This window comes from Embleya scabrispora DSM 41855, assembly GCF_000372745.1.
In the GTDB taxonomy this organism is placed as follows: domain Bacteria; phylum Actinomycetota; class Actinomycetes; order Streptomycetales; family Streptomycetaceae; genus Embleya; species Embleya scabrispora.
The window spans coordinates 1-12,676 of the sequence record NZ_KB889709.1 but is presented as its reverse complement, the minus strand read 5'-3'; the positions used below and the strand labels follow the sequence as shown (position 1 = coordinate 12,676).

6 protein-coding genes are annotated in these 12,676 nt (G+C 70.5%); all 6 read left to right on the top strand.

Annotated elements, in window-relative coordinates; all coding sequences use genetic code 11:
* Nucleotides 1-254: 254 nt before the first annotated feature.
* Complete coding sequence (locus A3IC_RS0142240; RefSeq protein WP_079027041.1) at nucleotides 255-2,519, top strand: alpha-1,4-glucan--maltose-1-phosphate maltosyltransferase; 2,265 nt, start codon at nucleotides 255-257, stop codon at nucleotides 2,517-2,519.
* On the top strand, nucleotides 2,516-4,210 hold the full coding sequence (gene treS, locus A3IC_RS0142235) for a maltose alpha-D-glucosyltransferase (protein ID WP_020556109.1): 1,695 nt from the start codon (nucleotides 2,516-2,518) through the stop codon (nucleotides 4,208-4,210). Before A3IC_RS0142240 ends, treS begins: the two co-directional genes overlap by 4 nt.
* Nucleotides 4,207-5,658: a maltokinase N-terminal cap-like domain-containing protein gene (locus A3IC_RS59720; protein ID WP_063744957.1), complete on the top strand. Its 1,452-nt coding sequence runs from the start codon at nucleotides 4,207-4,209 to the stop codon at nucleotides 5,656-5,658. Before treS ends, A3IC_RS59720 begins: the two co-directional genes overlap by 4 nt.
* A gap of 48 nt (nucleotides 5,659-5,706) precedes the next feature.
* Nucleotides 5,707-7,986, top strand: a complete 2,280-nt coding sequence (gene glgB / locus A3IC_RS0142225; protein WP_020556107.1) for a 1,4-alpha-glucan branching protein GlgB — start codon at nucleotides 5,707-5,709, stop codon at nucleotides 7,984-7,986.
* A 179-nt stretch (nucleotides 7,987-8,165) separates the two neighbouring features.
* Complete coding sequence (locus A3IC_RS63380) at nucleotides 8,166-8,492, top strand: WXG100 family type VII secretion target (RefSeq protein ID WP_020556106.1); 327 nt, start codon at nucleotides 8,166-8,168, stop codon at nucleotides 8,490-8,492.
* Nucleotides 8,492-12,676 (top strand): toxin glutamine deamidase domain-containing protein (locus tag A3IC_RS69340; protein WP_020556105.1); only part of this gene is annotated, 4,185 nt, incomplete at its 3' end. The genes A3IC_RS63380 and A3IC_RS69340, both read left to right, overlap by 1 nt.

Here is a 12,676-nt window from a genome sequence, read left to right as displayed (position 1 = left end):
TACCGCGGACACACCAGACATCCGCCGTCCACGGTCGCGGGCCGGGCCCCACCCGGTCCCCGCCTGGTGGTCGCGTCACGAGCAATGGCCGCCGCGCAGCGGTGAGAGGTGGACCCGAGCGATCCCACCGGTCGCCGCCGGGTCGGTTTTCCGCCACTCCCGGGTCCGGCAATCGGGGTATCGAGTGGGTTTCCGTACGGGTGCATCGCGCGCGACGCGCACGGGATGCCCGTCCGTGGGTACAGGAGTTCGGCATGACCAGTTCGGCTGAGAAGGACCCCGGGGGCGCCCGCGCACCCCGGGCGGGGCAGGTCGCGGCCGGCAAGGCCGCGGCACGGAAGACGACCGCCACAAGGCCGCGGGCCGCCGGGCCCGCGACCGAATCGGCCCACCCACCGGCGGCCGGCCCGGCCACGACCGAGGCGGGCGCGGTACGGCCGGAGCCGGCGGCCCGCGTCGCCGCGGCGCCGACCGCTGCCGCCAAGTCGGCGGCGCGGGCCGGGAAATCGGCCAAACCGGTGACGCCGCGCATCGGGCGCATCCCGATCCTCGACGTGGAACCGGCCGTCGACGGCGGCACCCGACCGGCCCGGGCGGTCCCGGGCGAGACGTTCCACGTGGGCGCCACGGTCTTTCGCGAGGGTCACGACGCGGTGGCCGCGAGCGTCGTGCTGCGCGACCCGCGCGGCCGGACGGGCGCGCCCACCCCGATGCTCCCGGGCGCGCCCGGGACCGACCGCGTGCACGCGAGCGTCACGCCGACGACGGAGGGCCTGTGGTCCTACGCGGTCGAGGCGTGGGGCGACCCGATCGCCACATGGCGGCACGCGGCCGGCATCAAGATCCCGGCCGGCCTGGAGGTCGACCTGATGCTGGAGGAGGGCGCGCAGTTGCTGGAGCGGGCCGCCGCCGGCGTGCCCAAGAAGGACGGCCTGCGGGCGATCGTGCTGGCCGCGGTGGACACGGTCCGGGACGAGACGCGCAGCCCCGCCGAACGGCTGGCCGCGGCGCGCTCCGCCGCGCTGGACGAGGTGCTGGCCGAGCATCCGCTGCGCGAGTTGCTCACCACGTCGGCCCGCCATCCGCTGCGGGTCGAGCGCGAACGCGCGCTGTACGGCTCCTGGTACGAGTTCTTCCCGCGCTCCGAGGGCGCGGTCGTGGATCCCACCGGCAACCGCCCGCCGCGCAGCGGCACCTTCCGTACCGCGATGGAACGCCTGCCGCGGATCGCCGCGATGGGCTTCGACGTGGTCTACCTGCCACCGATCCACCCGATCGGCCAGGCGTTTCGCAAAGGGCCCAACAACACGCTCGAAGCCGGCGAGCACGATCCCGGCTCGCCGTGGGCGATCGGCTCGCCCGAGGGCGGGCACGACGCGATCCACCCCGACCTGGGCACGATCGAGGACTTCGACGCGTTCGTGGCCCGGGCGGGCGAACTGCGGATGGAGGTCGCGCTGGACTTCGCACTCCAGGGCTCCCCCGACCACCCGTGGGTCGCCAAGCACCCCGAGTGGTTCCGCCACCGTGCCGACGGCACCATCGCCTACGCGGAGAACCCGCCGAAGAAGTACCAGGACATCTACCCGATCGACTTCGACGCCGACTTCGAGGGGCTGGTCGCCGAGACGTTGCGGGTGTTGCGGCACTGGATGGCGCACGGCGTGCGGATCTTCCGGGTGGACAACCCGCACACCAAGCCGGTGATGTTCTGGGAGCAGGTGATCGCCGCGATCAACGCGACCGACCCGGACGTGATCTTCCTGGCCGAGGCGTTCACCCGACCGGCGATGATGCGCACGTTGGCCAAGGTCGGCTTCCAACAGTCGTACACGTACTTCACTTGGCGCAACGGCAAGGATGAACTTCAGGAGTACCTCACCGAGTTGACCACGGGTGAGGCGTCCGCCTACATGCGGCCGAACTTCTTCGTGAACACGCCCGACATCCTGCACGCCTACCTGCAGTACGGCGGGCCGGCCGCGTTCCGGATCCGGGCCCTGCTCGCCGCCACGCTGTCCCCGTCGTGGGGCGTCTACTCGGGCTTCGAGTTGTACGAGCATCTGGCGGTGAAGGCCGGCAGCGAGGAGTATCAGAACTCGGAGAAGTACCAGCTGCGCCCGCGCGACTGGGCCGGCGCCGAACGCGAGGGTCGCTCGCTGGCGCCGTACATCACCACGTTGAACCGGATGCGCCGACGCCACCCGAGCCTGCAACATCTGCGCAACCTGACCTTCCATCACGTGGACGACGATGCGGTCATGGCCTTCTCCAAGCGCACCCGTGTGGGTGACGCAGACGACCTGGTCCTGGTCGTGGTGAACCTGGATCCGCACAACACGCACGAGGCGACCGTCGCCTTGGACCTGCCCGCCCTCGGGTTGGACTGGCAGGACACCTTCGCGGTGCAGGACGAGTTCACCGGAGCCGGTTATCGCTGGGGTCGGCACAACTACGTGCGGCTGGATCCCGCGCACGAGCCCGCGCATCTCTTCTCGGTCCGGAGGAACAGCCCGTGATCGTCAACGAACCCGTCCGCGACACCTTCGACGACACCCCGTCGCGGGATCGCGATCCCCTGTGGTTCAAGCGAGCCGTCTTCTACGAAGTCCTCGTGCGGTCCTTCCAGGACAGCAACGGGGACGGGGTGGGCGACCTGAAGGGCCTGACCCAGAAGCTGGACTATCTCCAGTGGCTCGGCGTCGACTGCCTGTGGTTGCCGCCGTTCTTCGCCTCGCCGCTGCGCGACGGCGGCTACGACGTGGCGGACTACACCGCCGTGCTGCCCGAGTTCGGCGACCTCGCCGACTTCGTCGAGTTCGTCGACTCGGCGCACAAGCGCGGCATGCGGGTGGTGATCGACTTCGTGATGAACCATACGAGCGATCAACACATGTGGTTCCAGGAGTCGCGGAACAACCCCGACGGGCCGTACGGCGACTACTACATGTGGGCCGACGACGACAAGGCGTACGGCGACGCCCGGATCATCTTCGTCGACACCGAGTCCTCCAACTGGACCTACGACCCGGTGCGCAAGCAGTACTTCTTCCACCGCTTCTTCGGCCACCAGCCGGATCTCAACTACGAGAACCCGCGCGTGCAGGAGGAGATGCTCGCCGGTCTGCGGTTCTGGCTGGACCTGGGTATCGACGGGTTCCGGCTGGACGCGGTGCCGTACCTGTTCGCGCAGGAGGGCACCAACTGCGAGAACCTGCCCGCGACCCACGAGTTCCTCAAGCGGGTGCGCAAGGAGATCGACGACAAGTACCCGGACACCGTGCTCCTGGCCGAGGCCAACCAGTGGCCCGAGGACGTGGTGGACTACTTCGGCGACGGCGACGAATGCCACATGGCGTTCCACTTCCCGGTGATGCCGCGCATCTTCATGGCGGTGCGCCGCGAGTCGCGCTACCCGGTCTCGGAGATCCTGGCCGGCACGCCGTCCATCCCGGACAACTGTCAATGGGGCATCTTCCTCCGCAACCACGACGAGCTCACCCTCGAAATGGTCACGGACGAGGAACGCGACTACATGTACAAGGAGTACGCGAAGGACCCGCGGATGCGGGCCAACGTGGGCATCCGCCGTCGGCTCGCGCCGTTGCTGGACAACGACCGCAACCAGATCGAGCTGTTCACGGCGCTGCTGCTGTCGCTGCCGGGCTCGCCCGTCCTGTACTACGGCGACGAGATCGGCATGGGGGACAACATCTGGCTCGGCGACCGCGACGGAGTGCGCACGCCGATGCAGTGGACCCCGGATCGCAACGCGGGCTTCTCCACGTGCGACCCGGGTCGGCTGTACCTGCCGAACATCATGGACCCGGTCTACGGCTACCAGGTCACCAACGTCGAGGCGCAGATGTCCAACGCCTCCTCGTTGCTGCACTGGACCCGCCGGATGATCGAGGTCCGCAAGCAGAACCCGGCCTTCGGGCTCGGTGTGTACAACGAGCTGACCTCGTCCAATCCCAGCGTGCTGGCGTTCCTTCGCGAATACGAGGACGACATCGTGCTGTGTGTTCACAACTTCTCGCGCTTCGCCCAGCCCACCGAGCTGGATCTGCGGCAGTTCGAGACGTACGAACCGGTCGAGCTGCTCGGGGGGGTGACGTTCCCGGCGATCGGTGAGCTGCCGTATCTGCTCACCCTCGCGGGGCACGGTTTCTATTGGTTCCGCCTCACCCGTGGAGAAATGACACTGTGACGGATTCCACCCGACCCCACGATCCGACTGCCTCCGCCGTGATCGCTCTGCTGCGCGACTGGCTGCCGCAGCAGAGATGGTTCGCCGGCAAGGGCCGGCCTCTTCGTGGGGCCGGCGTGGTCCACAGTCTCGAAGTGGTCTCCGGCGATCCCGCGTTGCACCACATGCTGCTGCGGGTCGAACACGGCGGCGCACCCGAGCACTATCAACTCCTGCTGGGGGTTCGCGAGACCCTGCCGGGCCGGCTCGCCCACGCGCTGATCGGCCGGCTGCCCAACGGCCACAGCCTCTACGACGCGGTGCACGACGCGGAACTGACCCGGTGGTTGCCGGAACGGTTCGTCGCGGCGGACGCCGTGGGCCCGCTGGCCTTCCACCGCCCCGGCGCGCAGGCCCCCGATCCCGAGCACGTCGGCCTGGTGATCGGCGCCGAGCAGTCGAACACGTCGATCATCTTCGGCGACGACGTGATCCTCAAGCTGTTCCGGCGGGTGGTGCCCGGGGTCAATCCGGACCTGGAGGTCTCGCTCGCGCTGGCGGGCGCGGGTTCGCGGCGCATCCCGGCGCCGGTCGCCTGGTTCGACATGCCGTTCCCGGGCGCGGACAGCGAGCCGACCACGCTCGGCCTGCTCCAGGAATACCTGCGCACCGGCACCGACGGCTGGGAACTCGCCAAGACCTCGGTCCGCGACCTGTACGCCGGCCAGGAGGTGCGCGGCGCCGGTCCGCAGGCGCACGAGACCGGTGGCGACTTCGCCGGCGAGTCCTTCCGGCTCGGCGCGGCCACCGCCGAGGTGCACGCCGACCTGGCCCGGTCGCTGCCCACGGCGGTGGCGGGCGAGGTGGAACTGACCGCGATCGCTTCGGACATGGAGCGCCGGCTGCACGCGGCGGCCGAGGCGGTGCCGGACCTGGCGCCGTTCACCGACCGGCTGTGCGAGGCGTACCGGGATCTGGAGGCGCTGGGGCGCAACGGGCATCCGGTCCCGTTGCAGCGCATCCACGGCGACTTCCACCTCGGCCAGGTGATGCGCACCGCCACCCGGTGGGTGCTGCTCGACTTCGAGGGTGAACCCGCCCGGCCGCTGAGCGAACGGCGCTCCCTGCACTCGCCGCTGCGCGACATCGCGGCGATGTTGCGCTCGTTCGACTACGCGGCCCGGCATCTGCTGGCCGGTGGCGGCGGGTTCTGGGGTCGCGGGGCGCCCGCGCCGCACCTGGTACGCCGTGCGGAGGAGTGGGCGACCCGCAATCGGGAAGCCTTCTGTGCGGGATACGCCGAAGCGGGCTCTTTCGACCCACATTCCGAGCCCGTGCTGCTGCGGGCCTTCGAGACCGACAAGGCCGTGTACGAGGTCATGTACGAGTCGGGCAACCGACCCTCGTGGCTGCCGGTTCCGATGTCGGCGATCCGGCGCCTGGCCGAACGTGCGCCGCAGCCGCACTGACGATCCGTCGATTCCCGTTCAGCACCAACGTCCCAGGAGGTCCAAGCCGTGACGGCCCGTCAGGACATCAGCGCGTCACCCGAGGGCGGCGGGGCCACCGGCCGCCCCTCCCAGCGTCGGGACAAGCGCCCCCGATCCCGCCCGACCGCCGGCCCGGCCGTACCGCCGTTGGCCGCAGACGAGTTGCGCCGCCTGGTGGAGGGCGGTCATCACGATCCGCACGCGCTGCTCGGCCCGCACCCGAACGTGCCCGGCGTCGACGGCGTGGTGGTGCGGGTGCTGCGGCCGTGGGCTCGCGAGGTCATCGTGGTCACCGGTGAGCGCCGGGTCGAGCTGACCCACGAGGCGGAGGGCCTGTTCACCGGTGTCCTGCCGGATACGCAGGTGCCCGACTATCGGCTGGAGGTCCGCTACGAGGGCAGCGAACTGCACACGGACGACCCGTACCGGTTCCTGCCCACCCTGGGCGAGTTCGACATACACCTGATCTCCGAGGGCCGGCACGAGCGGCTGTGGGAGGTGCTCGGCGCGCACGTGCGCTCGTACGAGACCCCCAACGGGCCGGTCGCCGGCACCTCGTTCGCGGTCTGGGCGCCGAACGCGCGGGGCGTGCGGGTGGTGGGCGACTTCAACTACTGGGACGGCATCGGGCACCCGATGCGCTCGCTCGGCTCGTCCGGGGTGTGGGAGCTGTTCATCCCCGACGTCGGCGACGGCGCCAAGTACAAGTACGAGATCCTCGGCCGGGACGGCGTGTCCCGGCAAAAGGCCGACCCGCTGGCCTTCGCGACCGAGCTGCCGCCCTCCACCGCGTCGGTCGTACACACCTCGACCTACTCGTGGTCGGACAAGGAGTGGTTGGGAAAGCGCGCCGAGGCCGCCCATCACACCTCGGCGATGAGCGTGTACGAGATCCATCTCGGCTCGTGGCGGCCGGGCCTGAGCTACCTCCAACTCGCCGAGCAGTTGCCCGCCTACGTCGCCGAGATGGGCTTCACGCACGTCGAACTGCTGCCGGTGGCCGAACATCCGTACGGGCCGTCCTGGGGCTACCAGGTGTCCTCGTACTACGCGCCCACGTCGCGGTTCGGCAGCCCCGACGAGTTCCGCCACCTCGTCGACGCCCTGCACCGCGCGGGCATCGGTGTCCTGGTGGACTGGGTGCCGGCGCACTTCCCCAAGGACGCGTGGGCGCTGGCCCGATTCGACGGGACGCCGCTGTACGAGCACCCGGATCCGCGTCGGGGCGAACATCCGGACTGGGGCACGCTGGTCTTCGACTACGGCCGCCACGAGGTGCGCAACTTCCTGGTCGCCAACGCGGTCTATTGGTGCGAGGAGTTCCACATCGACGGGCTGCGGGTGGACGCGGTCGCCTCGATGCTCTATCTGGACTACTCGCGCGAACACGGCCAGTGGGCACCGAACCAACACGGCGGCCGGGAGAACCTGGACGCGGTGGCCTTCCTCCAGGAGATGAACGCGACGTTGTACCGGCGGGTGCCCGGCGTGCTGACCATCGCCGAGGAGTCCACCGCGTGGGACGGGGTGACCCGCTCCACCGACGGCGGCGGGCTCGGCTTCGGCTTCAAGTGGAACATGGGGTGGATGCACGACTCGCTGGAGTACATCCAGAAGGAGCCGATCCACCGGCAACACCACCACAACGAGATCACCTTCTCGCTGATGTACGCCTGGAGCGAGAACTACATCCTGCCGATCAGCCACGACGAGGTGGTGCACGGCAAACGCTCGCTGGTGGACAAGATGCCGGGCGACCGCTGGCAACAGATGGCGAACGTGCGCGCCTACCTCGCCTTCATGTGGGCCCATCCGGGCAAGCAGTTGTTGTTCATGGGCTCGGAATTCGGTCACGGCGCCGAATGGTCGGAAGCGCGCGGCCTGGACTGGTGGTTGCTGGACCACGAGGAGCACCGGGGCATCCAGCGACTGGTCCGCGACCTCAACGCCACCTATCGGGGCAAGCCCGCGCTGTGGACGCAGGACACCCGCCCCGAGGGCTTCTCCTGGATCGACGGCGGCGACGCGGCGTCGAACGTGTTGTCGTTCATCCGACAAGGCACGGCCGGCGAGCAATTGCTCTGTGTGTGCAACTTCTCCCCGGTGGTCCGCGAGGACTTCCGGGTGGGCCTGCCGCATGCGGGCCCCTGGCGTGAGGTGCTCAACACCGACGCGGGCGGCTACGGCGGCGGCAACGTGGGCAACCAGGGCGAGATCCGGGCCGAGGACGTGGAATGGCACGGCCGGCCCGCTTCCGCGCTGCTGACGCTTCCCCCGCTGGCCACCGTCTGGTTTGTCCCCGAATAGCAGGCGAAGTACCGTCCGGGGGCCGACGTTCGTAGCGGAGCGTCGGCCCCCGGAAACGTGACACTCCGGCGAATCGTGAATTAGTGTCTTGCCTTCATGCCCCCGGGAGACGTCCTGTCCGGAACCTGCCGGGGACTGTGCGACAGCCAGAGAGACACGGAACACGGGGGTGTTCTCACATGACGGCGGACGCGGGTACGGGGTACAAGGCCCTTCCCTCGGACTTCAAGACGGCGGGCAAGGCTTTCACCGACGCGGGAAGGCGCATCGGTGAAATACGGGCGACGCTGAAGACGTCCATCGAGGGTCTCGGCGAGTGCTGGGGCGACGACGATCTCGGCAACGGGTTCGCGAAGCAGTACAAGCCCGCCCGGGACAAAGTGCTCGAAGCGCTGGAGGCGCTCGCCAAGGGCCTCGGCGAGATCGGCAAGGGCCTGGACACGTCCGCCGGCAACTACCAGAAGACCGAGGACCACAACCGCGATACCTTCGGCGGCAGGGCCTGATGGCGGTCGAAGCGGGGGAGATCGTCGAGAAGGTCCTCGAACTCCTGGTCGGTGTCGACTGGCCGGAGGGCGACGAGGACAAGTGTGAGGCGCTGGGCAATGCGTGGGAGCACGCCGCCGGCGAAATCGCCAAGGTCGCGGGGGACCTTGCCGCGGCGGTCAACAAGCTCAACGCCGCCAACGAGGGCAAAGGCATGGAAGCCTTCCTTCGGATGTGGGACAAGCTGAGCAAGGGCGACAAGGCGTTCTTCCCGGCCCTGGAAGCGGCCTCCAAGGCGCTCGGCGGCGCGGCGGACGACACGAGTGACACGATCTACGCCACCAAGATCGAGTTCGTCACGATGGCGACCATCCAGGGCGCGGCCATCCTGGCCCAGATCGCGGCGGCCCCGATCACCCTCGGCATCACCGCCGGAACCGCCGCGGCCTCGACCGCCGCGCTGCGCTTCTCGTTCATGCAGGTGCTGCGCCGGATGCTGGGGCGGATCGAGGCGTCCATGGTGCGCCGGCTGCTCAAGAACGTCGCCCTCGAAGCACTCTCCGAGGTGCGCGACGACATCATCTCCCAGTTCATCCACATGACCTGGGGCTCTCAGGACGGCTACTCGATCAAGCAGACCGCGCTGGCCGCGGGCGGCGGCGCGGCCGGTGGCCTGGCCGCGATCGGCGTGAACGGCCTCGGCAAGAAGGTCTTCGGCGAGGGCGCCGAGCTGGGCGTCAAGGGCGTCACCACCTCGCTCGCCTCCAACATCAGCGCCGAGGTCGCCGGCACGGTGGCCACCGGCGGTCCGGTGAACTGGGAGACGTTCGCCAGTGGCGGCCTGGGCGGCGCGACCGACCACGGCGCGTCCAAGCTCGGCGACCGGGTGAGCAACGCGTTCACCACCCCCGGCATCGACACGAACCTCGGCGGGCCGAACCTGGGCACCAACGGGCCGGTGACCGGCGGCAACAGAATCGATTCGACGCTCAACCCGAACGGCGGGAACTCCGGCAACGGCGGGGGAAACGGCGGAGGGTCGAACGGCTCGGGCGGGTCCGACAACGGCTCCGGTGGATCGAACGGCTCGGGGGGATCGCACGGGAACGGTGCCGGAAACGGCGGGTCTTCCGGGAACGGGAATCAAAGCGGCGGCTCGTCGCACAACTCGTCCGGAAATTCGGGGAATTCGGGGAATTCGGGGAGCTCGGGAAATTCGGGGGACTCGGGCAACGGCGGGAACTCCGGAAACTCCGGAAACAACTCGGGGAACTCGGGCGGGCATTCCGGAAACTCGGGTGGGAACTCGGCTAACTCCGGTGGGAATTCCGGACATCAGGGTGGCAACACGGGTGGCAGCACGGGCGGGGACTACCGACCCACGCACACCCCGGTCGCCACCCAGAGCGCATCGGCCGCGGCACCGCCCTCGACGGACGCGCCGGCCGGAGTGACCGGCCACGGCAGCGACGCGCCGCGCCGCGTGCCGAGCCACGACGGCGGCTCCTCGCAGAACAACACGTACGTGCAGGCGCCGCCGAGCGGCGGCCAGCAGCCGGGTGGCGTGCCCGGCACCGGTGGCGCGCCGGGCGCCGGCAATACGCCGTCGATGGGCGGCTCGCCATCCGGGACCGGCTCCAACGGCCCGAGCGGTGGTTCGCCGTCCATGGGCAGCCCGTCGAGCGGCAACCACACCGGCGGCGTGCAGACCACGACCGCGTCCACGAGCACCGCGCCCGCCACGAGCGGTTCGTCCCCGATCGGCTCGACGTCGGCCACGACGCCCTCGACGTCCGGTCCGAGTACGACCACCAACGTGTCGACGACGAGCACGGTGGCCGGTACAACGGCGGCGGCGAGCACGGGAGCAGGCCCGGCTGCCGGTACCGGCCCGGGTACGGGTACGGGTTCCGGACCGGGTGCCGGCGCCGGATCGGGATCGGGATCGGGATCGGCGCCCAACTCCGGTGGCAGCAACGGCGCTTCAGCCGCGACGAACTCCGCCGGTACGCCGACTGCGACCCGTCCGGCGAGTGGCGCGACGCCGATGACCGGGAGCCCGGGCACGGGCGCTCCGGCCACGAGCGGGACCGGTCCGACGTCGCCGGGCACGGGCGCGCCCAACTCGGGCCACCCGACGACCACCGGCTCCCCGACCGGCGCGACGCCGAACTCCGGTGCCACGAACCCGACCAGCCCGAACGGCACTTCGCCCACCTCCGGTACGCCGAACGGCACCTCCCCGGACACGAGCCGCATTCCGGGGCAGCGACAGGACGGCCCGGCCGGCAACACCCCCAACCGGGCGACCGACCCGACCGGGACCGGGCCGGACCCGACGCCGGGATCGACGACGGACGCGAATCCGAGCGTCACGCCGAACACCGCGCCGGACCACACCACGAGTCCGACACCGGACGGCGACACGGATCCGAACCAGGACGCCCGGTCGGACACCCGGCCGGACCCGACGACGGACCCGACCACGGACCCCAGGCACGACACGACGCCGGAGACCCGGCAGGATCCGACGACCGATTCGAAGCCGGAGACCGGGCCGGAATCCCGGCCCGACTCGACGCCCGAGTCCACCTCGGACAACACCCGGCAGGACCCGACCGGCGACACCACGCCGGAGCACCGACAGGATGCCGAGTCGGACCCGGCCGCGAACCCGACCCCGGACTCGCGACCGGACCCGACCGGGAACACCGAGCAGGATTCGAACCTCGACCCGAACCAGGACCCGACTCAGGACACCGACCGGACCACGACCCCGGACACCGATCTCAACGCCGAACCGACGGTCGCCGGCCCCTCCATCGCCCCCGCGCCGGACACCGCGCCGCGTCCGGAGCAGGACGGCACGCCGTCCCGGGACGGCGGCGGTGTCGGCATCCTGCACCTGACCCCGGCCGGCAACCCGACGGGGGCGCGGCACGGCACGCCGACCGACCCGAATCCGACCGGTCGGACCGACAACACGGTGCGCGGCCTCGGCGACCGGCTCCGCAGCCTCTTCGGCCGCGGCCCGAACGCCTCGCCGAATACCGATCCGAGCACGCGCCCGGAGCCGAACCCCACCTACGACTCGACTCCGTACGCGAACTCGCCGGCCACTACCGACGCGAATGCACAGCCCGACCGGCCGGATTCGCTGCGGAATCCGACGAGCCCGATCGCCGATCGGCCGCCGCTGAACGACGGCCGTCCGCTGTACGAGCCCGGCGGCCTGATGCCGCCGAGCGTGCGCGATCAGTCCGTGTTGAACGTCGCCGTCCCGCGCAACGCCGACGGCACGCCGCAGGTGCACCCGGACCCGCGCGACGGCCACTGGTTCGCGGTGCAGAACGACGGCGGCACCCAGGTGCCCGGCCGCGACAACAACTGCATGGACGGCGTGCTGGCCTTCGGCAACACCTGGTTCGGGCGTCCGGAGGTGGCCGCGCCGCGCATCCCGGGTGAGACGACCGGCGAGGTCCAAGCGCCGGAGCGGGCCCAGCACGAGCTCGGTACGAACTGGACACCGCTCGCCCGGCGCCCGGACGGCAGCACCGACACCGCCGGCGCGTACGGCGACATCGAGGCACGGCTGCGCGATGCCGGACCGGGCGCGATGACGTACATCGTCACGTCCAGGCCGACCGAGCCGCAGGTGAATCCGGACGGCACCATCAAGACCGGCCAGGTCTCGCACGCGTGGGCCGCGATCAACGTGGACGGCGACGTCCTGTGGGTCGACCCGCAGTCGGGCGAGGTCATGCCCGAGCCGTATCCGAACCAGAACCGGGTGTGGGCGATCGCCGTGGACGCGAACGCGCAGCCGATCGACATGTCGCTGCCGCCGACCACGCAGCCGGCCGACTCGACGTCGGAGCCCGCCCCGCAGCCGCACTCACAACAACAGAACACCGATTCGACGCCGACGGCGCCGCCGACGCCCGAGCAGCACACCGGCACGCCGGACCCTTCGGCTCCCGACGGCACGCCCGATCCGGCGACCCGGCCCGCGACCGACCCGGCCACCGATTCGCACCGGGGCCCGACCGCCGACACCACGCCCGGCACCGCTCCCGAACCGGCGTCGGACACGACTCCGGGCACCGACTCGGATCCGACTGCGGATCCCACGCCGGACACGAGCGCGGACACGAGCCCGGATCCGACTGCGGATCCCACGCCGGACACGAGCGCGGACACGAGC